At 70.5% G+C, this 22,705-nt stretch carries 24 protein-coding genes and 1 tRNA gene; 16 read left to right on the top strand and 9 right to left on the bottom strand.

The features are described 5' to 3' along the window. Positions 1 to 93: 93 nt before the first annotated feature. Both DDZ18_RS01995 and DDZ18_RS02000 read left to right on the top strand, forming a co-directional pair. A complete protein-coding gene (locus DDZ18_RS01995) occupies positions 94 to 1,941 on the top strand; it encodes an ATP-binding protein (protein WP_109251676.1) in 1,848 nt (615 codons plus the stop codon). A 20-nt stretch (positions 1,942 to 1,961) separates the two neighbouring features. Then, positions 1,962 to 3,305, top strand: a complete 1,344-nt coding sequence (locus tag DDZ18_RS02000) for an AmpG family muropeptide MFS transporter (protein ID WP_109251677.1) — start codon at positions 1,962 to 1,964, stop codon at positions 3,303 to 3,305. Here the strand turns inward: DDZ18_RS02000 and queG are convergent. From queG to DDZ18_RS02015, 3 genes are all read right to left on the bottom strand, one after another. Beyond that, a complete protein-coding gene (gene queG, locus DDZ18_RS02005; RefSeq protein WP_109251678.1) occupies positions 3,302 to 4,429 on the bottom strand; it encodes a tRNA epoxyqueuosine(34) reductase QueG in 1,128 nt (375 codons plus the stop codon). The two genes, DDZ18_RS02000 and queG, sit on opposite strands and share 4 nt — an antisense overlap. 2 nt (positions 4,430 to 4,431) lie before the next feature. Then, positions 4,432 to 5,109, bottom strand: a complete 678-nt coding sequence (gene fzlA / locus DDZ18_RS02010; protein ID WP_109251679.1) for an FtsZ-binding protein FzlA — start codon at positions 5,107 to 5,109, stop codon at positions 4,432 to 4,434. A gap of 61 nt (positions 5,110 to 5,170) precedes the next feature. After that, positions 5,171 to 6,151, bottom strand: coding sequence for a cation diffusion facilitator family transporter (locus DDZ18_RS02015; RefSeq protein WP_109251680.1), 981 nt, complete (start codon positions 6,149 to 6,151; stop codon positions 5,171 to 5,173). 128 nt (positions 6,152 to 6,279) lie between these two features. Between DDZ18_RS02015 and DDZ18_RS02020 the strand changes: the two genes are divergently transcribed. Further along, entirely contained in the window at positions 6,280 to 7,080 is an 801-nt protein-coding gene (locus DDZ18_RS02020; protein ID WP_109251681.1) for an undecaprenyl-diphosphate phosphatase, read from the top strand. Here DDZ18_RS02020 and DDZ18_RS02025 read toward each other — a convergent pair whose 3' ends face one another. Continuing rightward, positions 7,081 to 8,088: a complex I NDUFA9 subunit family protein gene (locus tag DDZ18_RS02025; protein ID WP_109251682.1), complete on the bottom strand. Its 1,008-nt coding sequence runs from the start codon at positions 8,086 to 8,088 to the stop codon at positions 7,081 to 7,083. A 184-nt stretch (positions 8,089 to 8,272) separates the two neighbouring features. On the opposite strand from DDZ18_RS02025, the gene DDZ18_RS02030 reads away from it, so the two are divergent. The 9 genes from DDZ18_RS02030 (at position 8,273) to DDZ18_RS02070 (ending at position 14,491) form a co-directional block, all read left to right on the top strand. Further along, positions 8,273 to 8,359 (top strand) — tRNA-Leu (locus DDZ18_RS02030). A 163-nt stretch (positions 8,360 to 8,522) separates the two neighbouring features. After that, positions 8,523 to 8,771: a hypothetical protein gene (locus DDZ18_RS02035; protein ID WP_146190585.1), complete on the top strand. Its 249-nt coding sequence runs from the start codon at positions 8,523 to 8,525 to the stop codon at positions 8,769 to 8,771. Positions 8,772 to 8,917: 146 nt separating this feature from the next. Then, a complete protein-coding gene (locus DDZ18_RS02040) occupies positions 8,918 to 9,532 on the top strand; it encodes a ribonuclease D (RefSeq protein WP_109251684.1) in 615 nt (204 codons plus the stop codon). Between the two features lie 36 nt (positions 9,533 to 9,568). Further along, positions 9,569 to 10,261: an LPS export ABC transporter periplasmic protein LptC gene (gene lptC / locus DDZ18_RS02045; RefSeq protein WP_109251685.1), complete on the top strand. Its 693-nt coding sequence runs from the start codon at positions 9,569 to 9,571 to the stop codon at positions 10,259 to 10,261. Beyond that, positions 10,258 to 10,872, top strand: a complete 615-nt coding sequence (locus tag DDZ18_RS02050) for an LptA/OstA family protein (protein ID WP_109251686.1) — start codon at positions 10,258 to 10,260, stop codon at positions 10,870 to 10,872. Before lptC ends, DDZ18_RS02050 begins: the two co-directional genes overlap by 4 nt. Positions 10,873 to 10,922: 50 nt before the next feature. Beyond that, positions 10,923 to 11,696 carry an LPS export ABC transporter ATP-binding protein gene (gene lptB, locus DDZ18_RS02055; protein WP_109251687.1) on the top strand — a complete coding sequence of 258 codons (774 nt, stop codon included), beginning with the start codon at positions 10,923 to 10,925 and terminating at the stop codon, positions 11,694 to 11,696. An 8-nt stretch (positions 11,697 to 11,704) separates the two neighbouring features. Further along, entirely contained in the window at positions 11,705 to 13,204 is a 1,500-nt protein-coding gene (gene rpoN / locus DDZ18_RS02060) for an RNA polymerase factor sigma-54 (RefSeq protein ID WP_109251688.1), read from the top strand. Positions 13,205 to 13,376: 172 nt separating this feature from the next. Further along, positions 13,377 to 14,000 (top strand): ribosome hibernation-promoting factor, HPF/YfiA family, encoded by a 624-nt coding sequence (hpf, locus tag DDZ18_RS02065; RefSeq protein ID WP_109251689.1) that lies wholly within the window; start codon positions 13,377 to 13,379, stop codon positions 13,998 to 14,000. Between the two features lie 26 nt (positions 14,001 to 14,026). Beyond that, complete coding sequence (locus DDZ18_RS02070) at positions 14,027 to 14,491, top strand: PTS sugar transporter subunit IIA (RefSeq protein ID WP_109251690.1); 465 nt, start codon at positions 14,027 to 14,029, stop codon at positions 14,489 to 14,491. Positions 14,492 to 14,496: 5 nt separating this feature from the next. On the opposite strand, the gene DDZ18_RS02075 is transcribed toward DDZ18_RS02070, so the two are convergent. Next, entirely contained in the window at positions 14,497 to 15,366 is an 870-nt protein-coding gene (locus tag DDZ18_RS02075) for an isoaspartyl peptidase/L-asparaginase family protein (protein ID WP_109251691.1), read from the bottom strand. 125 nt (positions 15,367 to 15,491) lie between these two features. On the opposite strand from DDZ18_RS02075, the gene DDZ18_RS02080 reads away from it, so the two are divergent. From DDZ18_RS02080 to DDZ18_RS02090, 3 genes are all read left to right on the top strand, one after another. Then, on the top strand, positions 15,492 to 16,265 hold the full coding sequence (locus DDZ18_RS02080) for an SDR family NAD(P)-dependent oxidoreductase (protein ID WP_109251692.1): 774 nt from the start codon (positions 15,492 to 15,494) through the stop codon (positions 16,263 to 16,265). Positions 16,266 to 16,332: 67 nt separating this feature from the next. Beyond that, a complete protein-coding gene (locus DDZ18_RS02085) occupies positions 16,333 to 16,746 on the top strand; it encodes a hypothetical protein (protein ID WP_146190586.1) in 414 nt (137 codons plus the stop codon). A gap of 225 nt (positions 16,747 to 16,971) precedes the next feature. Next, positions 16,972 to 19,212 (top strand): TonB-dependent receptor family protein, encoded by a 2,241-nt coding sequence (locus tag DDZ18_RS02090; RefSeq protein ID WP_109251694.1) that lies wholly within the window; start codon positions 16,972 to 16,974, stop codon positions 19,210 to 19,212. 65 nt (positions 19,213 to 19,277) lie between these two features. Here the strand turns inward: DDZ18_RS02090 and DDZ18_RS02095 are convergent, their stop codons facing one another. The 3 genes from DDZ18_RS02095 to DDZ18_RS02105 all read right to left on the bottom strand — a co-directional run bounded on the left by DDZ18_RS02095 (position 19,278) and on the right by DDZ18_RS02105 (position 20,976). Beyond that, the gene (locus DDZ18_RS02095; RefSeq protein WP_109251695.1) at positions 19,278 to 19,820 is read right to left on the bottom strand and encodes a CC0125/CC1285 family lipoprotein; all 543 of its coding nucleotides are present in this window, start codon (positions 19,818 to 19,820) and stop codon (positions 19,278 to 19,280) included. 94 nt (positions 19,821 to 19,914) lie between these two features. Then, entirely contained in the window at positions 19,915 to 20,184 is a 270-nt protein-coding gene (locus tag DDZ18_RS02100; RefSeq protein ID WP_109251696.1) for an usg protein, read from the bottom strand. Positions 20,185 to 20,316: 132 nt separating this feature from the next. Continuing rightward, positions 20,317 to 20,976 (bottom strand): tetratricopeptide repeat protein, encoded by a 660-nt coding sequence (locus DDZ18_RS02105; protein WP_109251697.1) that lies wholly within the window; start codon positions 20,974 to 20,976, stop codon positions 20,317 to 20,319. A 61-nt stretch (positions 20,977 to 21,037) separates the two neighbouring features. Here DDZ18_RS02105 and DDZ18_RS02110 point away from each other — a divergent pair, with 61 nt between their 5' ends. Further along, complete coding sequence (locus DDZ18_RS02110; protein ID WP_109251698.1) at positions 21,038 to 21,898, top strand: Rossmann-fold NAD(P)-binding domain-containing protein; 861 nt, start codon at positions 21,038 to 21,040, stop codon at positions 21,896 to 21,898. Positions 21,899 to 21,908: 10 nt separating this feature from the next. On the opposite strand, the gene DDZ18_RS02115 is transcribed toward DDZ18_RS02110, so the two are convergent. Then, on the bottom strand, positions 21,909 to 22,655 hold the full coding sequence (locus DDZ18_RS02115) for an alpha/beta hydrolase (protein WP_109251699.1): 747 nt from the start codon (positions 22,653 to 22,655) through the stop codon (positions 21,909 to 21,911). Positions 22,656 to 22,705 lie beyond the last annotated feature (50 nt).

The raw sequence follows: 22,705 nt of genomic DNA on the forward strand, positions 1-22,705 counted from the left end.
GCGCCCCGGATCATCAGGCGCATGCGCGACGGGTCAAGCCTGCGGCCGTGCTGGAGACTTCGTTAACGCCGACGGGCGTAGAACGGGCGGGTCATGACCGATCCGTCCAGGCCGACCGACGCTGCGAACCCCGTCGATCCCCGCGCCGTGCTCGACGCGATGGGGGACTTCGTGCTCGTGCGCGACGCCGCCGGCCGGATCCGCGACGTCAACGCCGCCTTCGTAGCGGCCTTCGGCGGAGACCGGGACGACTGGCTCGGGCGCTGGTTCGCCATCGCGCCGGACGGCGCGTCAGGCTCCGGGCCTCGCCGCTATGACGCGGCCATGCGCACGCAGGCCGGCGCCGTGTGGATCGAGTGGTCGGAATCCCCCGGCCCCGAAGGCGGATCGATCGCGATCGGCCGCGACGTCACCGCCGAGCGCGAAGCCCGCGCCGCCGAGAGCGAAGCCGCGCGCGGCAAGGCGATGTTCTTCGCCTCGGTCACCCACGAACTCAGGACGCCGCTTTCGGGCGCGCTGGGCGCGGCCCGCCTGCTCGCCGACACGCCGCTCAAGCCCGACCAGGCCTCCTATCTCGACGCAGTGAAGTCGAGCGCCGCCCACGCGCTGGCCCTCATCGACGACATTCTCGACCTGTCCCGCCTCGAGGCCGGCCGGCTCGAGCTGCGCGCCGAACCGGTCGATCCCCGCGCGCTGGTGGAAGATGTATGCGAGCTGCTCGCCACGCGGGCCGCCGAGCGCGGGCTGACGCTCGCCCATGCCGTCGACGCGGGCGTGCCCGCCTGCATAAAGGCCGATCCCCATCGCCTGAAGCAGGTCGTGTTCAACCTCGCCGGCAATGCGGTGAAGTTCACCGAGACCGGCGGCGTGCTGGTCACGCTGCTCGCCCGCGAGGGCCGGCTGCGCCTGACCGTGCGCGATACCGGTCCGGGCATCGCCAAGCCCGACCAGGCCCGCCTGTTCGAGCACTTCGAGCGTGGCGCGGCCGATCGCGCGGGCGCCGCGCCGGGCGCCGGGCTGGGCCTGGCGATGGTCAAGCGCCTTGCCGACCTCATGGACGGCCAGATCGGCGTCGAATCCGAACCCGGCCAAGGGGCGGCCTTCTGGTTCGATTTCCCCGCCGAGATCGAGGCCGGTCCGCCCGAGGCCCGGCCCCTGGCCGGCCGGACGCTGATCGCCGCCTCGCCGGACTCCATCCGCCGCGAGGCGCTGCTCCGCCAGGGCGAGGCGCTGGGCGCGCGCGTGATCGCCGCCGACAGGCTCGAGGCGGCGCGGGCCGCGCTGGACAAAGCCAGCGAACCGATACGAACGATCGTGCTGGATGAGGCCTGGGCCGAGCACGCCGTCGATCTCGCGTCGGCCGGCGATGTCCGGATTCTCGTGCTGGCCCGGCCGAGCACGAAGGACCGCTTCGCCGAGCGCCCGCCGGGCGTCGACGGCTGGCTGGTCGCGCCGGTGCGCGCGGCCTCGCTGGCGGCCTTCGCCGGGCCCGAGACGGAGGACGAGGCCGAGGAGGGCTGGGAGCTCGCCGGGGCGGGCGCGCCGCTCGCCGGGCTGGCTGTGCTGCTCGCCGAGGACGATCCGGTCAACGCCATGATCGCGCGCACCGTGCTCGAACGCCTCGGCGCGGCGGCGCGCCATGTCCAGACCGGCCGCGCCGCGCTCGAGGCCGCGCGCGAGGACGGCTTCGACGCCGCCCTGCTCGATCTGCGCATGCCCGAGATGGACGGACGCGAGACAGCCGAGGCGATCCGCGCGCTTCCGGGCGAGGCCGGGCGGCTGCCGCTGATCGCGCTGACGGCCAACGCCACCGAGGCTGACCGGCAGGCCTGCCACGACGCGGGCATGGACGGCTTCCTCACCAAGCCCGTCGACCCCGACGCGCTCCGGGACCAGCTCGCCGCCTTGTGCGCGCCCGAAAAGCGCGCAAGGGTCGGCTGAAATCGGCGGCGAGGCGGCGCATGGCGGAGATATCGGCGGACGAGCAGAGGCGGCGAGACTGGCTCGCCGCGCTCAGGGTCTACGGCCGGCCGATCATGATCTCCATGCTGATCCTGGGGTTCGCCTCCGGCCTGCCGTTGATGATGGTGTTCTCCAAGCTGTCCTTCTGGTTGCGCGACGCCGGGATCGATCGCTCCACGATCGGCTTCTCTTACTGGATCACCGGCGCATACACGATCAAGTTCCTGTGGGCGCCGGTGGTCGATCGCACGCCGATTCCGGGGCTGACGAAGCGCTTCGGCCAGCGGCGCTCCTGGATGATGACCGCGATCGCGGGCACCGTCGCCGGCCTGCTGGTCATCAGTGCCTCAGACCCGGGACAGCAACTTGTTCTAACACTCGCCGGCGCCTTCCTGCTCGCCTATTCCGGCGCGACCCTCGACGTCTCCATCGACGCCTGGCGCATCGAGAGCGCGCCGCGCGAGGAGCAGGCCAACATGGCCGCGGCCTACGTGCTCGGCTACCGCCTTGCGATCATGGTGTCCGGCTTGGGGCTGGTGCTGTCGGACTGGATCGGATGGCATCTCTCCTTCGCCGCGATGGGCGCGGCGATGGCGATCTGCGGCGTGCTGGTGCTGTTCATGAAGGAGCCGTCCTCGGCGGCGCGACGACAGCTGAGCCAAGCTCGCACTCTGGGCGGGAGAATGGTCGAGGCGGTCATCGAACCCTTCAAGCAGTTCGCCGTACGACTTCGCGCATGGATCGTGCCGGTTTTCCTGCTGGTCGCCTTCTACAGGCTCAGCGATTTCACCATGGGGGTCATGGCCAGTCCCCTCTATTCGGATATCGGTTTCGCGCGCGCCGTCGTGGGCGGCATCCAGGCCGGGCCCGGCGTGGTGGCGACGATCGCGGGCGGCTTCGTCGGCGGGTTCATCGCCTTCCGCTTCGGCGTGCTCAAGGCGATGGTGCTCGGCGCGGTCATCACCTTTCTCTCCAACGGCGCCTTCGCCTGGCTCGCCGCCACGGCGACGCCGGCCGACAACACGATGCTGCTGGTGGTGATCAGCGCCGACAACGTGGCCGCCGGGTTCGTCGGCACGGTGTTCATCGCCTACCTGTCCTCGCTCACCGATCCGGCGAACGCGGCCACGCAGTACGCGCTGCTGTCCTCGCTCTACCCCTTTGTCAACAAGTTCCTCGCGGGCTTCTCCGGCCTGCTCGCCGACGCGGTGGGCTATACCGCCTTCTTCCTGATCACGGCTGCCTATGCGATCCCGGCCGCGCTGCTGGTGATGCTGATCATGGCCTTCGGCAGCCCCGCGGCGAAAGGAACCGTCGTTGTGCAGCAGCCCGAGCAGAGCTAGGCTTCCGCCTCCCACTCAGCACGAACGGTCGTTTCTTCTTCATCAGGCAGTCTTGCCCCGCGCTCGATCGCGAAGCGATTGGCGTCCAGCCGCGCCAGCGCCCAGACCGCCGCGCCGCGCACCAGCGCGCTGTCGTCGTCCAGCCGGGCGACGATGGTCGGGACGAGACCGGCGTCGGCGCTGTTGCCGATCGCGATCAGTACGTTGCGCACGAAGCGGTCCCGGCCGATGCGCTTGATCGGCGAGCCGGAGAACACCTCGCGGAAGGCCGCGTCGTCCAGCTCGGCGAGATCGGCGAGCTGCGCGTCGAGCAGCTCGGGCCGGGCGTGGAGCTTGGTCTCGCGCGAGACGCTGGCGAACTTGTTCCAGGGACACACCGCCAGGCAGTCGTCGCAGCCATAGATGCGATTGCCCATCGCTTCGCGGAACTCGTGCGGGATCGGGCCCGCGTGCTCAATCGTCAGATACGAGATGCAGCGCCGCGCATCGAGCTGGTAGGGCGCGGGAAAGGCGTCGGTCGGGCAGACGTCGAGGCAGGCCCGGCAGGAGCCGCAATGGTCGATCTCGGCGGCGTCGGGGTCGAGCTCGGCGGCGGTCAGCATCACGCCGAGGAAGAGCCAGCTGCCGTGCTCGCGGCTGACCAGATTGGTGTGCTTGCCCCGCCAGCCGAGGCCGGCGCGCTCGGCGAGCGGCTTTTCCATCAGCGGGGCGGTGTCGACGAAGACTTTCACCTCATGGCCGCTGGCCTGGTGGAATTCGCGGGCGAGGCGCTTGAGCCGCTTCTTCATCAGGTCGTGATAGTCGGCGTTGTGGGCGTAGACCGAGATCGCGGCTTCGTCGGGCCGCTCGAGCACGGCGAGCGGGTCGTGAGCGGGGCCGTAATTGAGCCCCACGACGACGGCGGATTTCGCGTCGGGCCACATCGCGGTGGGATGGACGCGGCGCTCGAGCGTGGTCTCCATCCACGCCATCTCGCCGTGCCGGCCCTCGCCGACGAATTGCCTGAGCCGCTCCCCCGCGTCCCACTCCGTGTCGGCGCGGGCGATGCGGGCGACGTCGAAGCCGACCTCGCGGGCGAGGGCCTTCACTCCCGCCGCGTCGTAGCTTTCGGCCGCCTCGGGCATGCTCAGAAATCCAGGTCCGCGTACCAGGTCACCGGCGCCATGCCCGGAAGCCGATCCTCCAGCAGCGGGCGGAAGGACGGGCGGCACTTGATGCGCTCGTACCAGGCCTTGGCGGGGGGATACTGCTCCCAGGCGACGTCGCCGAGATAATCGATGCAGGACAGGTGCGCCGCCGCGGCGAGATCGGCCAGCGTCCAGCGCGGGCCCGCCAGCCCGTCGCGCGCCTCCAGCAGGGCGCAGACATAATCGAGATGCCAGCGCAGGTGGTCGCGGCCGGCCCGGATCATCTCCATGTCGGGCGCGCCGAGCGCCTGGACGCGCTTCTCCAGCTTCTCGTGGAGGAGATAGGCGTTCACCTCGGCGTCGAACTTACGGTCGAACCAGCCGACGAGCCGGCGGATCTCGGCGCGGTCGGCCGGGCTTCCCGGCATCAGCGCGGGCTCGGGCTTGATCTCTTCGAGATATTCCAGGATGGCGCGCGCCTCGACGACGACGATCGCCCCGCCCGACGTCTCGTCGACGAGGACGGGCGGCAGGCCGGCGGGGTTGAGCGCCAGCAGGTCGTCGGAGGGATCCCAGAAGCGGTCGAGGACGGGCTCGAACTCGAGCTGCTTCTCGCCGAGCGCGATGCGCGCCTGGCGCGACCAGGGATCGAGGGGCCAGTGATGAAGACGGCGCATGGGGTCGAAACTAGACCCGTTCGCCCGCCGGTTTAAGCGCGAACGGCGGCGGCAGCGGCGCCTATTTCACATCCCCGTCGACCTTGGCGCCGCTGGCCTCGGAGGAGAAATAGACGTTTCCGTGCGGCTCGGCGAAGCCCTTGGGGTCGGGATGAATGAGAATGTCGGCGGCGGGATAGGCCGCCATCAGCCGGCGCTCGGCGGCGACGACGGTCTTGTGGGCGTCGCGCAGCGACTGGTGGGGATCGAGATCCATGTGCAGCTGGATATGGATGAAGGGCCCCGAGGCGCGCGTGCGCAGCTGGTGGACGCCAAGCACGCGCGGGTCGTCGCCGGCGATCTGAAGGATGCGCTCGCGGTCGGCGTCGGGCAGCTCGCGGTCCATCAGGTTCTCGAACGCCTTCGAGCCGACCTCCCAGGCCGTCCAGAACAGCCAGACCGACACGGCGAAGCCCGCCACCGGGTCGGCGCGCTCGATCCCGAACATCGTCACCATGACGAGGCCGACGATGACGACGCCGTTGGCGGCGAGATCGGCGGCGTAGTGAGCGCGGTCGCCGGTGACGGCCAGCGACTCGGTCTGCTTGAGCGCGCGCGTCTGGGCCCAGACCAGGCCGACCGTGAGCAGGATCGACAGGCCCATGACGGACAGGGCGATTCCCCCGGCCTCGATCGGGTGGGGCTCGACGAAGCGGTGATAGGCCTCGCGCATGAGCAGGCCGGCCGACAGCGCGACCAGCAGCGCCTGCAGCAGGCTGGCGAAGGCCTCGGCCTTGCCGTGCCCGTAGCGATGCTCGGCGTCGGCGGGACTCGCCGCGTAGCGCACCGCGAAGAAGGTGGTCAGCGACGCGGCCAGATCGAGCGCGGAATCCGCCAGCGTGGCCAGCATCGCGACCGAGCCCGACAGCGCCCACGCGACCGTCTTCGCCGCGACAAGCGTCAGCGCGACGCCCACCGACAGGCTGGTCACCCGCGAAGTGATCTTGCGGGCCTTCTCCGGGGCGAGCTTGCCCGGTCCGGCGTCGAGGGCGTCGTGCGGCATCGCCCGCAATATGGACCCGGTCGCGCGGGGGTCAATCAGGCGCCGGCGCCGCGATGCTGGCGCGGCGGGGGCGAATGCGGGCAAGGTGCGCGCCCGCCAGCCGGATGTCGTCACCCGGAGACCGCTCGATGGGCCTGTTCCCCCTGATCCTGCTCGCCCTCGTCCAGGGGATCACCGAGTTCCTGCCGATCTCGTCCTCGGCGCATCTCATCCTCGCGCCCGACGTGGCCGGCTTCGCCGACCAGGGTCCGCTGATCGACGTGATGGCCCATCTCGGCTCGCTGATGGCGGTGATCGTCTATTTCCGCCGCGACATCGCCGGCGCGCTGGCGGGCGCCGCGCCGCTGCTCAGGGGCGAGATCACGTCCGGCGGCCGGCTGGCCTTGCTGATCGCGGCGGCGACCCCGCCCGTGATGGTCGCCGGCGGCGTTCTCTATGTGAGCGGGCTGGTCGACGCGCTGCGCTCGCCGGCCGTGATCGCCTGGGCGACGCTGGTTTTCGCCGCGCCGCTGTGGCTGGCGGATCATTTCTGCGCCCGGACCCGGACCGCCGACGGGCTGTCCTGGCGCGACGCCGTGCTGATCGGGCTGGCCCAGATGCTCGCCCTCGTCCCCGGGGCCAGCCGGTCGGGGGTGACCATGACGGCGGGCCGGGCGCTGGGCCTGGACCGGTCGGAATCGGCGCGCTTCTCGATGCTGATGGCGATCCCGGTGATCGCCGCCTTCGGCCTGCTCGCGGGGCTCGAGCTCGCCCGCGGCGCGGCGCCGGGCGCGGATCTTGCCGACGGGCTCGTCGTCGCGGGGCTGTCCTTCGTCGCGGCGCTCGCGGCGATCGCGGCGCTGATGCGGTTCGTCGACCGCGTGGGCTTCCTGCCCTTCGTGATCTACCGGGTCGGGCTGGCGGCGGCGATCTTCATCCTGATCGCCTGATCAGCGATCCTTGAACTCGTCGAGTTCCTCCATCTCCTCGAGCGTCTCGGCGAACTGGCCGCCCTTGCGGTAGCGGACGAGATAGCTCGGCACGATCGCCTCGACCGTCTCGGGCTCGACGCCGAGATCCTCGATGCGGCCGACATCCTCGCCGCCGGCGCCGACGACATTGTCCTGCTTCAAGAGCACGACCTGGTCGCGGGTGAGGAAGGGCTGGACGAAGGGCAGCTTGCCGGCGATCTCGCCGACGAGGCCGAGCCCGTGGGCGGCCGGCCAGGGCACGGGAACCAGCATGCGCCGCCGGCGGATCGTCTTCAGGATGAAGCGCATCAGCTCCTTGAAGGTGTAGACGGTCGGCCCGCCCAGCTCGAACACGCGCCCCCGCGCGGCGTCGTCCTCCAGCGCCTTGAGCACGCATTCGGCGACGTCGCCGGCGAAGATCGGCTGGAAGCGCGTCCTGCCGCCGCCGATCAGCGGCAGCGCCGGGGCGAAGCGCGCCATGTCGGCGAACTTGTTGAAGAACTCGTCCTCGGTCCCGAACACGATCGAGGGTCTCAGGATCACCGCCTCGGGCATCGCCTCGCGCACGGCGGCCTCGCCCATCGCCTTGGTGCGGGCATAGCGGCTGGGGCTGTTCTCTTCGGCGCCGATCGCTGAGATCTGCACGAAGCGCTCGACGCCGGCCTCCCGAGCGACCTCGGCGACGGTCGCGGCGCCGCGCGCCTGCAGGGCGCGGAAGCTCTGCCGGCCGCTCTCGGCGAGCACGCCCACGAGATTGACCACGCCCCAGGCGCCCTCGACGGCGCGGGCGACCGATTCGCGGTTGCGCAGATTGGCCTGGGCGAGCTGGATCTGGCCGACCCGGCCGGCGGTCTTGAGCTCGTAGGCGAGATGCGGCCGCCGGGTCGCCACGCGCACGCGGTAGCCGGCCTTGGCCAGCTCGCGGACGACATAGCGGCCGATGAAGCCGGAGCCGCCGAATACCGTGATCATCTCGTCGCGCAGCATGGGATTTCGTCCTGGTCGGCGGCGCCGCGTCCCGCCCGGGCGGGGCGGCGGCGCGGCGCCCGGGAAGGGCGTCTGGCCGGGATAGACCAAAAAACGCCGCGCGTGTCCATGCGCGCTGCGACGCAGGCGCGCGCGCCGCGTTGACTCGAAGCCGCGACCGTCATATCTGAGCCGTCCCCTGCCTGCCCAGGTGGCGGAATTGGTAGACGCGCTGGCTTCAGGTGCCAGTGGCCGAAAGGCCGTGGAAGTTCGAGTCTTCTCCTGGGCACCATTTCTCTTTTCTCTGCGAACGATGCGGCGGCGGATCGCCTTGAGGGCGAGAAGGATCGCTTGCAACGCGAGTGTGGTTGCGGGACCGTGTCGCCATGGCCTCGCGCGTCCATCCCCTCCGATCACTATATGCCCGGCTTGTATACTGTGCTGTGGGTCTAGGCTTGGCGATCGCTGCAGCCAACGGCGTGGCGCTCACCTATGTCGACGCGCTCTTCCATGGCAGGAGCGCGCGTCATGCGCTCTGGGAGGGAGGCGTCGTACTGACACTGGGACTGGCGGCGCTCGCCTTAGTGGGAGCGATCCGTCCGTCGCGCTGGCTGCTGATTCTAGCTGGCATGGTAGGCGTTCTGCTGGCTCTCGCCCTGCTCGCCTCGGCCTTGCTTCCGGGCGTGGCGATCGAGAGCCGCTGAAGCGAGCTTCTCCCGCGCGCCAACACCCTTTTCCGGTCCGCCCCGACCCCCGCCTCGCGCGGCCGTTTCGTTGACGCGGCGCGCGATAGCGCCGATACCGGCGTTAACGTTCGGGTTATTCAGCCGCCGGGAGTCGGGCGCGCTTCATGACGATTCATCTTCACAGGGGCGACCTGCCCGCCGGGATCAATTTCGGCGAGGCCGTCGCCGTGGACACCGAGACGCTCGGCCTGTCGCTGGTGCGCGACAAGCTGTGCGTGGTCCAGCTCTCGGCCGGCGACGGCGACGCCCATCTCGTCCAGCTCGACCGGTCCAGCTATGACTGCCCGAACCTGAAGGCGCTGCTGGCCGATGCGGGCGTGGAGAAGATCCTCCATTTCGCGCGCTTCGACGTCGCCATGGCGATGCGCCATCTCGACGTCGTCATGACGCCGGTCTTCTGCACCAAGATCGCCTCGAAGCTTTCGCGCACCTACACCGACCGCCACGGGCTCAAGGACGTCGCCCGCGAGATCGCCGGCGTCGAGCTGTCCAAGCAGCAGCAGAGCTCGGACTGGGGCGCGGCGGAGTTGAGCCAGGCCCAGCAGGAATACGCCGCCTCCGACGTGCTGCATCTCCACGCCATCCGCGACGGGCTCGTCGCCATGCTCGAGCGCGAAGGACGCATGGAGCTCGCCCGGGCGTGCTTCGACTTCCTGCCCGTGCGCGCGCGGCTCGACCTCGAAGGCTGGGACGATGTCGACATCTTCGCCCATTCCTGACCGATCCGGAGACGCGGAGGCGCCCGGCCCGACCCGATGACCAGCGCGACCGTCCATCACCTGCGCAGCTATGACGCCGTCGTGGCGAACCGTCGGGCGCGCTCGCTGGAGGCCGCCCGCCGGCGCACGCGCTTCGTGCGCGCCCTGCGCGGCGTGCTGGTGTTCGGGCTGGTCGTGGTGGCCGCGAACGCGGGGATCCAGGTGCTGCGCTCGGGCCTGGCCGAGAGCCGCCCCGCCCCGGTCGCCGTCGGCGGCGAGGGCCAGCGCATCGTCAATCCCCGCTTCACCGGCCGCGACGCCGACGGCGCGCCCTTCGTGCTCACCGCCGACGCCGCGGTCCGCCGCGCCGCCGGCGCGGCCACCCTGACGGACCTGGAACGCCCCGCGCTCGACTACCAGCTGCTCGGCGCGACCGACGAGGCCTCCGTCGTGCTCGCCGACGCAGGCGTCTACGACGAGGCGGCGCAGCAGCTGTCGCTGTCGGGCGACGTGAGTCTGGAGACGCGATCGGGTTATCGTTTCGAGACGGCGACGGCGACGATTCTGCTGGAAGAATCCGCCATCGTCGGCGAGGCCCCCGTCGACGGCCGCGCCGAGTGGGGCGCGGTCAAGGCGGGCGGCTTCGAGGTGCGCGACGACGGCCGCCGGATCATCTTTCGCGACGACGTGCGCACGCGATTCTACGTAGACGGCGCCGGACGGCCGGCGCCGGAGGAGACCCAGCCATGACCGGCCGCTTCTTCCTGATCCTTCTTCTCGCGTTCGGGCTTTCCGGCGCGGCGCGCGCCCAGGGCCTCGGCGAGCCGCCCGGCGAGGGTCCGCTCGACGTCAGCGCCGACGAGGTCGAGGTGTTCGACCGGGAAGGCCGCGCGGTCTATTCCGGCGACGTCAACGCGACGCGCGGCGATGTCCGCCTGCGCGCCGAGCGCATCGAGGTCTTCTTCCAGCGCCGCGAGGGCGGCGGCTTCGGCGACATCCGCCGCCTCGTCGCCGAGGGCGAGGTCTATTACGTCACGCCGACCGAGGTCGCGCGCGGCGACCGGGGCGTCTACGAGGTCGCCGACGAGATCATCACGCTGACCGGCGAGGTCGTCCTCACCCAGGGCTGCAACGTGTCCACCGGCGAGGCGCTGGTGGCCAATCTCAACACCGGCTTCTCCTCGCTGTCGGGCGCCGGCGGCGAGGTCGAGGGAGGGCGCGTGCGCAGCGTCTTCTTCCCCGACGAGGGCGCGCCGGGCGAGGACGAGTCCGGCGCCGGGCGGTCCGAGCCGCGCGACTGTCCCCTGCCGGAGGTTCCCGGAGACGGACCCCGGGACTTCGACGACCCCGCGGCGGGCTGAGCCGTCCCGGCCCGCGATTTCACCAATTCTTTAGGCGCGCAGGATTAATCATGACCGACACGGTGATGAAGCACGCGGAGGTCGCCGCCGACCCCGAGCCCGCCGGCGCAGGACTGGAAGTCGAGGGGATCGGCAAGACCTTCGGCAAGCGCGCGGTGGTCAAGAATGTCTCGCTGTCGCTGCAACGCGGCGAAGTCGCGGGACTGCTCGGGCCGAACGGGGCGGGCAAGACCACGTGCTTCTACATGATCACGGGCCTGATCGCGGCCGACTATGGACGGATAATGCTCGACGGAGAGGACATCACGCGGCTTCCGATGTACCAGCGCGCACGGCTGGGAATCGGCTATCTGCCGCAGGAAGCGTCCATCTTCCGCGGATTGACGGTCGAGCAGAACGTCACCTCCGTCGCCGAGATCGTCGAGCCCGACCGCAAGGCGCGCAAGGCGCTGGTCGACGAACTCCTCGCCGAGCTGCACATCGATCACCTGCGCGACAGTCCGGCGCTGGCGCTGTCGGGCGGGGAGCGCCGCCGGGCCGAGATCGCCCGCGCGCTGGCCACCCAGCCGAGCTTCATGCTGCTCGACGAGCCGTTCGCGGGCATCGACCCGCTGGCGATCTCCGACATCCGCGATCTCATCGTCTATCTGCGCGAGCGCGGCATCGGCATCCTGATCACCGACCACAATGTCCGCGAGACGCTCGAGATCACCGACCGCGCGACGATCATCCATGACGGCGAGGTTCTGTTCGAGGGCGCGCCCGACGCGGTGCGCGCCGACGAAAACGTGCGGCGTTTCTATCTCGGCGAACGATTCCACTAGGAGGGGCGATGGCCGGACTCGGTCAGAAACTCGAGACGCGCCAGAGCCAGGGGCTCGTCATGACGCCCCAGCTGCAGCAGGCGATCAAGCTGCTGCAGCTCAACAATCTGGAGCTCACCGCCTTCGTCGAGGCGGAGCTGGAGCGCAATCCGCTGCTCGAGCGCGACGAGCGCGAGGAGGCCGGCGGCGACGAGCCGCGCGAAGCCCGCGTCGAGGCGACCGGTTCCGACGAGCTGTCCTTCGACACGCCGGCCGCCGCCGAGGCGGCGCTCGACGCCGACAAGGAGGCCCTCTACTCCGACTCCTCGTCGGACATGAGCGGGGCGTCCGGCCCGGCGTCCGGCGGGGTGGACTGGTCGAAGGCGGGCGGCGGCGGATCGTTCGACGGCGAGAGCTACGACGCCGCGGCGAACTCGGCCCGCGAGAAGACGCTCTACGAGCATCTCCACGATCAGCTCGCCGATCTCAGCCTGAGCCCGGCCGAGCGCATCATCGGCGCCCATCTCATCGACCTCGCCGAGGACGACGGCTATCTGCGCGCCGATCTCGACGACACCGCCGAGAAGCTGGGCTGCGCGCGCGGCGAGCTCGAGGCGGTGCTCGCGCGCCTGCAGGAATTCGAGCCCGCCGGGGTGATGGCGCGCGATCTCCAGGAATGCCTGGCGCTGCAGCTGACCGAGCGCGACCGGCTGGATCCGGCGATGGCCGCGCTGGTCGACAATCTGCCGCTGCTGGCCAAGCACGATTATGACGGGCTGAAAGCCGCCTGCGGCGTCGACGGCGAGGATCTCGACGACATGATCGCCGAAGTGCGCGCGCTGACGCCCAAGCCCGGTCTCGGCTTCGGAGAGCCCGGCGCGCGGGCCGTCGAGCCCGACGTGTTCGTCCGTCAGCGACCCGACGGCGGCTGGGCGATCGAGCTCAACACCGAGACCCTGCCGCGGGTGCTGGTCAATAACCGCTACGCCGCGGAGATTTCCGGCGCGGCGCGCTCCAGCGAGGAGAAGGCCTTCATCACCGAGTGCGCCCAGAACGCCTCCTGGCTGGTGAAGAGCCTCGACCAGCGCGCGCGCACCATCCTCAAGGTCGCCTCCGAGATCGTCCGCCAGCAGGACGCCTTCTTCGCCAAGGGCGTGGCCTGGATGCGGCCGCTCAATCTCAAGACCGTCGCCGAGGCCGTCGAGATGCACGAATCGACGGTCAGCCGGGTGACGTCGAACAAGTATGTCTCGACGCCGCGCGGCCTGTTCGAGCTGAAATATTTCTTCACCTCGGCGATCCCGGCCGCCGACGGCGGCGAGGCCTTCTCCGCCGAGGCGGTGCGCTATCGCATCAAGGCGATGATCGACGCCGAGACCGCCGACGACATCATGTCCGACGACAAGATCGTCGAGCGCCTGCTCGCCGACGGCGTCGATATCGCGCGGCGGACCGTGGCGAAATATCGCGAGGCGATGAACATCCCTTCCTCGGTGCAGCGCCGGCGCATGCTCAAGCGGGCCGGTTAAGCCTCCATGCATCCCGACGGCGGGTCGCGATTGACGCCGCGCGCGCCGGGTCGATACCGTAAGAGCCGACCTCAAGGGTCGTCCCGAAAAGGGAGGTGAGGCCGCGCTGCGCCGCGGACGCCGCAACCGGCGCGCTCCGCGGGAACCGGCCGCCGCAGATGGAGCAACCCTCTTGCAAATTCAGTTCGTTTCCAAGGGCATCGACGTTTCGCCGGCGCTGCGTGAGCGCATCGAGGACCGGATCGAGGAAGGCACTTCGAAGTACTTCAATCGACCGGGCGAGGCCTTCGTGGTCGCGTCCAGGGAAGCGCATCTGTTCAAGGTCGACTGTTCGCTGCATCTGCCGTCCGGCGCCTTCATCCAGGCGTCCGGATCCGGCGACGACGCCTATCTCGCCGCCGAGGACGCGGTCGGTCATCTGGAAAAGCGTCTGCGCCGCTACAAGCGGCGGCTGAAGGACCATCACGCCGACAACAAGACGACGCTTCCCGCCGAGGAGACGCCGATCCGGGTGCTGCGCGGCGGGCGTCGCGAGGACCTCGACGCCGAGGACGATGACGGCGGGGCGGCCGGCGGCGAGGAGCCGGTCATCATCGCCGAGACGGTCGGCGAGCTGCGCACGCTCACCGTCGGCATGGCCGTCCACGAGATGGACCTGACGGACGCGCCCTTCCTGGTGTTCCGCAATGCCGCGAACAGCGGGCTCAACCTGGTCTATCGCCGCCCGGATGGAAATGTGGGGTGGATTGATCCCGGCCGCGCGGTTAAAGACGGCGCCGGTCAAGCGGCGGAATAGACCAGCAAGCCGTATCGAAGGCGGTCATGGACCTTTCAGATCTGATCCCCGAGGGGGGCGCGGTCGTCGACATGCCGGCGACCGGGCGCAAGCAGGTGCTCCACGCGCTCGCCGAGCTGGCCGGGCGCCGGCTCGGCGTGTCCGCGCGCCCCGTCCTCGAGGCGGTGACCGAGCGCGAGCGCCTGGGCTCGACGGGCGTGGGCGACGGCGTCGCCATCCCGCATGCGCGCACCCCGCTGGTCGATCGCACCTGCGGCGTGTTCGCCCGCCTGCGCCAGCCGGTGGATTTCGACGCCGTCGACGGCCGGCCGGCGGACCTGATCTTCCTGCTTCTGGCGCCGGAAGACGCCGGCGCCGAGCATCTCAAGGCGCTGGCGCGCGCCTCGCGCCTGTTCCGCCGCGACGATGTCCGCCGGGCGCTGCGCGCCGCGCCGGACGCCGACGCCCTGCAGGCCATTCTCGCCGGCGCGGTGAAGACCGACGCCGCCTGAGCGTCCTAGCGAACGTCCGCGGTGATCGTCCCGTCGGGACGCACGATGGCGTGCTTCATGCCCATGGAATTGTAGCGGGCCGACACTTCGCCCGCGGCGTCGACGGCGATGATCCCGCCGTCGCCGCCGAGCGTCGCGACGTCGTCGAGCGCGCCCTGGACGGCCTCGTCGAGCGACGCCCCGGCGTAGCGCACGCGCGCGGAAATGTCGGCGGCGGCCGCCGCGCGCATGAAGAACTCGCCCTGGCCGGTGCATGACACCGCGACGCGTTCGTCGGCCCAGGTGCCCGCCCCGATGATCGGCGTGTCGCCGACCCGGCCCCAGCGCTTCTTCAGCACGCCGCCCGTCGAGGTCGCCGCCGCCAGCGCGCCCGTCCGGTCGAGCGCGACGCAGCCCACCGTGCCGGTGGCGATGGCGCGGTCGTCGTCGACGGCGGCGGGCGTGTAGTAGCCGCCCGGGTCCTCGACGCGGGCGAGGCCCTCCTCCTCGGCGAAGGCCGCCGCGCCGCCGCCTGACAGCAAGACGTGCGGCGTGCGCTCCATCACCGCGCGGGCCGCCTCGACCGGAGAGACGAAGCCCTCCAGCGCCGACACCGCGCCGGCCTTGCGGGTGGGTCCGTCCATCACCGCGGCGTCGAGCTCGTAGCGGCCCGCCGCGTTCGGCGAGGTTCCCTTGCCCGCGACATAGAGTCCGCTCGCCTCCATCGCCCGCACCAGGTCGACGACGATGTCGAGCGCGGACTCGCCGTCGCCGAGACGCTCGCGGCCCTCCTCGGCGAGGCTGCGCAGATGCGCGATCTCGGCGTCGTAGCCGCGGGGCGCGAGAAGGCCGGCGCCGCCATGCAGGACGAGCGCGGTGCGGGAAGTGTCGGACATGCAGGGTCTCCGGCGGGTGATCGCGACGCTCTTACCACCGGGCCGCTTTCCTCCCAAGCCGTCAGCGGCTATGTCGGGACAGCGCGGCGTCGCCGCGCAGCGACATCGATGGGAGACGAGCAGAGATGCAATTCGAGAACACCGCCGCGATCGTCACCGGGGGCGCTTCGGGACTTGGCGAGGGCACGGCCCGGCGCCTCGCGAAGGAAGGCTGCAAGGTCGCGATCTTCGACCTCAACGAGGAGAAGGGCGAGGCCGTCGCCGCCGACATCGGCGGCGTGTTCTGCAAGGTCAATGTGGCCGATCCCGAGAGCGTGCAGGCCGGCTTCGACAAGGCCCGCGCCGCCCACGGCCAGGAACGCGTTCTCGTCAATTGCGCGGGCATCGGCTGGGCGGAAAAGACCGCGCGGCGCTCGTCGTCCGGCGAGATCAAGATGCATCAGCTCGACAAGTTCGCGCTGGTGGTGAACATCAATCTCATCGGCTCGTTCAACTGCGCGGCGACCGCAGCGGCGGGCATGCTCGAACTCGAGCCGACCGAGGCCGGGCGCGGCGTGATCATCAACACCGCCTCGGTCGCCGCCCAGGACGGCCAGATCGGCCAGGTCGCCTATTCCGCTTCGAAGGGCGGCATCTACGGGATGACGCTGCCGATGGCGCGCGATCTCGCCCGCGAAGGCGTGCGCGTGAACACCATCCTGCCGGGCTTCTTCGAAACGCCGATCTACGAGCAGATGCCGCCCGAGGTGAAGCAGAACCTCGCCAGCCACCTGCAGTTCCCGCAGCGCTTCGGCACGCCCGAGGAATACGCCGATCTCGTCGCGTTCATGGTGTCCAACGACTACATCAACGCCGAGTGCGTGCGCCTCGACGCCGGCGCGCGGATGCCTCCGAAATAGCGCGCAGCCGCGACGGAGGGTCGCGCTTGAACCTTGATCGCGCCCCGGTAAGAGATCCTCATAATCCATGCACGGGGGCTTGATTATGGTGGATGAAGCAGATGATTCGCTGGACAGCGGGATTCGGCTCGAGTTCGACCGCGAGGGCGGTTTCGTCGTCGCGCGCGTGACGGGGCGGCGGACGGTGGAGCGCGGTCACGCCGCGCGCACCGAAACCGTCGCGTTCTTGGAGAGGTTCGATACCCGCCGCGTTCTGCTCGACCTCAGGGCCGGGGATTATCCGCCCGATCTCGACGACAGCGCCGAGTCCATTATCCGCGTGTTCCGTCCGTTGAAGGGCCTGACGATCGCGTTGCTCGTCCGCCCCGAACAGCGCGATCTCGGCGTCGTCGCCAAGGTCGTGACGACGGGAAACTGGAACGAGATGCGGCTGTTCGAGGATGTCGACAGCGCGCGCGCCTGGCTGACCGACGCACCTTAATCGCCTCGGAGACCGCTGCGGCGAGCAAATGTGAAAATCATTCTCATTTGCTCTGGACAGGTTCGATCGCGCCATGTAAGTGCGAAGCATTCTCATTTTCACCGGGCTCGGGACGGTCCGGCGGAAAGGGGGGAGCTGCGCCGGGGCGTCCGGCCGTCGACGCGTCCGCGTGCGCGTCGCCCCTGCTTCGCGCGTCCCTCGCCCGTCGTCAGAGGGACTGCATTGATGAAGACCGCCCTGCTCGCTTCCGCGGCGCTCGCCGCGCTGTCGGCGCCCGCCTTCGCCGACGCCGCGCCGGAGGACTTCCCCGAGATCATCACCGTGATCGGGCTGACCGGAGATCCCGACAGCCTGCCCGGCTCGGCCGATCTGATCACCGACGCCGACCTCGAGATCCACGGCTATTCCGACATCAACCGCATCCTGCGCACCGTGCCCGGCGTCAACGTCCAGGAGGAGGACGGGTACGGCCTGCGTCCGAATATCGGCCTGCGGGGGACCGGCCTCGATCGCTCGGCCAAGATCACGCTGATGGAGGACGGCGTGCTCATCGCGCCGGCGCCCTACGCCGCGCCGTCGGCCTACTACTTCCCCCACGCCGGACGCATCGCCGGCGTCGAGATCATCAAGGGCGCGGCGGGTGTGCGCTACGGCCCGCGCACCCAGGGCGGCTCGATCAACCTGCTCTCGACGCGCATTCCTGAAGCGCCGGGCGGCCGGCTCGATCTGCGCGCGGGCGAGGAGGGGCGGGGCCGCATCCACGCCTGGGCCGGCGGCATGCGCGATCTTGACGGCGGTTCGCGGATCGGCGGGTTGATCGAGGGCTTCTACGATCGCGCCGACGGCTTCAAGACGATCGACAATTACGCCGATCGCGGCACGGGTTTCGAGATCTCGGACTTCGTCGGCCGGCTTCGCTTCGAGACCCGCGCGGGCGGCGCCGATCACGCCTTCGAGCTGAAGGGCCAGGCTTCCGACGAGATCTCCGACGAGACCTATCTCGGCCTCACCGATGCGGACTTCGCCGCCGATCCGTTCCGGCGCTACGCCGCCTCGGCGTTCGACCGGATGGACGCCGATCACTCCGAGATTTCGCTGCGCTACGCCGGATCGTTCGACAACGGGCTCGAGCTCACCGCGGCGGCTTACCGCACGGATTTCGCGCGCGACTGGTTCAAGTCCGACAAGGTGGATCTCGACGGCGCCGGCCCGGGCGGAACGGTCGGCATCTCGGCGATCCTCGACGATCCCGCGACCTTCGCCGCCGAATTCGACGTGCTCACCGCGCCGGCGGGCTTCACGTCCGCGCCCGGCGCGCTGCTGGTCAAGCACAATAACCGCGAATACTACGCCCAGGGCTTTCAGGCCGAACTCGCCGGCCCGGCGCGCTTCGCCGGCGCCGAGGTGCAGTGGCGCGTCGGCGGCCGGCTGCACGAAGACGAGATGGACCGCTTCCAGTGGTACGAGCGCTTCCAGACCGTCGACGGCGAGATCGTCTTCACCAGCGAGGACACGCCCGGCACCGAGTCCAACCGGATCGATTCGGCGGAGGCTTTCGCCGCTTTCGCCCAGGCCGATCTCACCTGGGGAGCGTTCACGCTCATCCCGGGCGTGCGCTACGAGACCGTCGATCTTCTGCGCGAGAACTTCGGCGGCGGCGACCCCGCCCGCACCGGCGCGAGCCTGGCGGTGACGGAGAACACGGTCGACTGGTTCGCTCCCGGCCTCGGCGCGCGCTACGAGATCAACGAGCGCGTCACGGTGTTCGGCGGCGTCCACCGCGGCTTTTCGCCGCCCGGGCCGGGCTCAACCACGGCCGAGCCCGAGGAGGCGACCAATTACGAACTCGGCGCGCGCTTTGACGGCGAGGCGGCGAGCCTCGAAGCGGTGGCCTTCTACAACGATTATTCGAACATTCTCGGCAGCTGCACGGCCTCGACGGGCGGCGGCTGCGTGATCGGCGACCAGTTCGACGGCGGCGAGGTCGAGATCTCCGGTCTCGAGCTGACCGCCGAGGCCGATCTCGGCGCGACCGTCGGGGCGCGCTTCGCCGCGCCGGTGCGCGTCGCCTACACCTATACCGACGCGGAGTTCCAGACCGGCTTCGCCTCGGACTACGATCCGTGGGGGACGGTCGAGGCCGGCGACGCGCTGCCCTACATCCCCGAGCACCAGCTGACCGTCTCGGCGGGCCTAGAATTCGATCGCGTCGGCGGCGAGATCTCCGCCAACTGGACCGACGACGTGCGCACCGTGTCCGGCCAGGGCGCGATCCCGGCCGACGAGCGCGTCGACAGCCGCTGGGTCGCCGACCTGGCGCTGTGGGCGTCGGTGACCGACCGCGTCGAGGCGCGGCTCAACGTGCGCAACCTGTTCGACGAGACCTACGCCGTCGCCCGCCGGCCGGCGGGGCTGCGCCCGGGTGCGCCGCGCGCGGTCACGGTCGGCCTGGCGATGGATTTCTAGCCCGGCGTCCGCGCGGAATCGAAAAGCCCGCCGGCGCGCGCCGGCGGGCTTTTTAGGAGGGGCTGTCAGGCGCCGTCGTCGGGCCGCACGAGGCGCGGTCCGAGGTTCTCGACCACTTCGCGGGCGTCGAAGACGTCGGGATCGTCGGGCGTTTCGCCGCTTCCCATCACGATCTCGGTCACGGCCTCGTAGCGCGTCGTCTCGCGGACATTGACGTCGTCCCAGAACGGGTCGCGCCAGCCATACCACCCGTAATGGGGATGGAAGTACCGGTAGTGGACGCTGAAGCGCGACACGTAAGGACCGTAATAGGGCCCGGTCCCGGTGTAGCGCCGCTCCTCGTCGGTGGTCCGGCGCACGACGCGGAAATGGTCGTAGCCCCGCTCCAGCGTGAGCTCGGCGGCGCGATAGAGCAGGAAGGTCTCGACCGTCTCGCGGTCCGTCAGCGAGTTGCCCGAGAAGGTGACAAGGTAGCGGTCGCTCTCGATGCGCTGTTCCGAATAGCCGTAGCGGCTGGAATCGCCGGCCGGCTGATAGGGCGTCGGCCCGCCGCAGGCGGCGAGCGCCAGCGCGCCGACGGTGATCAGGCTGGTGAATACGCGGACCATGACTGGCTCCTTCGCAGCTCCCTCATGGCGAAGACTATGGCGTTAACCCGGTCCGCGCGGAAGGGGGCGTGCGAGCGCCAGCGCCGCAAGCCGGTCAGTCGAGCGTCATCCGGACGTCGGCGTTGCGCCATTCCGCAGGCTTCACCAGGCCGCTATGGGCCACCCGGACCGAATGGATCACCGCCTCGATCTCGCGCCGCCAGTGATCGAGAAACTCGTGCAGACGCGGGAACTTGGGCGCGACGTCATAGGTCTGCCAGACGAAGCTCTGCAGAAGGCTCGGATGGTCGGGCAGGTAGTAGAGCACCTCGGCGGTCGTCAGCCGGGAGCCGCCGTACAATTGCGCGCGAAAATCCTGATCCATGAGGCATCCCTCCGTTTCCCCCGGAACGAAGCTTGACCGCTCCATTCGGGTCAGGCAAAAGGATGCCGCCCGTTTTATGAATGATTTCTGTATCTTAGCAGCCGCCCCGGTCGAGTGCTGCCAGCGGGCGCCTCAACTTTCGCGGCGGGCCTCGTTGATCCGGCCGCGCAGGAGCAGCAGGTCGATTTCGTCAGGCGCGCGCTCGCGGCCGGCCCGCATGTCCGCCTCGGCGTCGTCGAGCCGGCCCATGGCGAGACGCGCCTCGCCGCGCACCCGCCAGGCCGCCGCCGGACCGGAGTCGATCGCGATCGCCCGGCCCGCGGCCATCTCGGCGCGCTCCCAGTCTTCCCCGGCGAGGCGGGCTTCGGCGACGCCCAGCGCCAGGCCGTAATCCCCGGGCGCGAAATCCAGGCCGCGCTCAAAAGCCGCGGCCGCCTCGCCCGGCTGGCCGGCCGACAGCCAGGCCTCGCCGGCCTGGCCCAGCATGATGGCGCGGGTGTGATCGCTCGCCCCGGTGGCGCCTTCGGCGTTGGCCTGCAGGCGCGCGGCTCCTTCCTCGACTTCCTCGAGCGCGATCAGGGCGAGCGCGACGCAGTGGCGCGCCGGCCAGCCGCCGCCCTGGCTGCGCCAGGCGAGCGCTTCCTCGTAGGCGTATTCGGCGTCATCGGCGATCGCCTCGACGCACGCCTGGTGGCGGGACTGATCCGGCCCGCCGATCTGGGCGTAAACCGGCGCGGAAACCATCAGCGCCGCGGCGATCGCGGCCGCAGCTGGACGCATGCGCGAACCCATGAAACTTTCCCCTCATCGCGCCAATCGACGGAAAGCCTAGGGTGGGAGACGCGCCGCGTCCATGACCGAGCCTGTCTCAGCCCTGCTCATCGGTTACGGCTATGTCGCGCGGGCCACAGCCGCCGCGCTGGCCGCGCGCGGCGTCCCCGTCACGGCGTCCACGCGATCCGGCGAGACCGCCGCGGCCATCGAGGCGGCCGGCCATCGCGCCCTCGTCGCCGGTCCATCGGACTCCGACGGAGCGGCGGCGCTTGCGAATGCGGCGGCTGAAGCCACGCATGTGCTCTCCAGCGTCCCGCCGGGCGAGGCCGGAGACCCCGTCGCGCCGGCGCTTGCGGGCGTCGACCTGTCGGGGGCCTGGGTCGGCTATCTCTCCACCACCGGCGTCTACGGCGATCGCGGCGGCGGCTGGGCCTTCGAATGGGAAAGGCCCGCGCCGGGCCAGCCGCGCTCGCTCCGGCGACGCGCAGCGGAACAGGACTGGGAGCGGCTCGGCGCCCGCATCTTCCGGCTTGCGGGCATCTACGGGCCGGGCCGGTCGGCGCTCGATCGCGTCCGCGCCAGGACGGCGCGGCGGATCGACAAGCCGGGCCACGTCTTCTCGCGCATCCATGTCGACGACATCGCCGACGCGCTCGTTCGTGCGATGCTCGATCGGCTGGGCGCGGCCGGGCCGTTCAACCTGGCCGACGACCGCCCCTGTGCGCAGGCCGAGGTGGTCGAGGGCGCCGCGCGCCTGCTGGACGTCGCGCCGCCGCCGATCGAGCCGTTCGATCCCGGGACGCTGAGCCCGATGCTCGCGAGCTTCTACGCCGAGAGCCGGCGCGTTTCGAACGCGCGCGCCAAGGCCGCGCTGGGCTGGCGTCTGCGCTATCCGACCTGGCGGGAGGGGCTGGCGGCGTGCCTGGAGGCGGAGGGGTGAACGGCGGTTTTTAGCGGCTCACCGCCTCGATCGTCGCCGTGAGGCGCGCCAAATCCGCTTCCGTCGACAGCCGGTGATCGCCCGATTTCGTCATCACCAGCTCGACGTCCTCGCTCTGAAGCGCCTCGAAGACGCGCACGGCGTGGGACCAGGGCACGTCGCGATCGCGCCAGCCCTGGAGGATGCGGACCGGTCCGCCAAAGGCGATCGCGCCGTCGAGCAGAAGCCAGTCGCGCCCCTCGTCGATCAGGCGGCGCGTGACGAGGAAGGTGTCGCCGTCATCGCCGTGGGCGGTCCATTCGCCGTCGGTCTCGAGCGCCTGGCGGGCGTGGAAGGGCAGCTGGTCGCGAATCAGCGCCTCGGTGAGATCCACGGCCGGCGCGATCAGCACGAGCGCCTTCACCCGTTCGGGGCGCGCCAGCGCGGCGAGCAGCGCGATCCAGGCGCCCATCGACGAGCCGACGAGGATCTGCGGGCCTTCGGTCAGTTCGTCGATCGCGGCCAGCGCATCGGCCCGCCAGCGTCCGATCGTGGCGTCGCGCCAGTCGCCGTCCGAGGCGCCGTGGGCGAAGTAGTCGAAACGCAGCAAGGCGCGCCCGGCCTCCGCCGCCCAGGCGTCGAGGGCGCGCGCCTTGGTCCCGTTCATGTCGGAGCGGAAGCCGCCGAGCCAGACCACGCCCGGCCCCGCGCCGGCCCGCCGCCGATAGGCGAGGCGGGTTCCGTCGCCGCGGTCGAGGAAGGCGGGCGCGTCGGTCATGAGGGGGCTCCACGGGACAAGGCGTTTGCCGCAGGCGGGCGCGGCCGTTA

Source organism: Marinicauda salina (assembly GCF_003122085.1).
In the GTDB taxonomy this organism is placed as follows: Bacteria; Pseudomonadota; Alphaproteobacteria; order Caulobacterales; family Maricaulaceae; genus Maricicauda_A; species Maricicauda_A salina.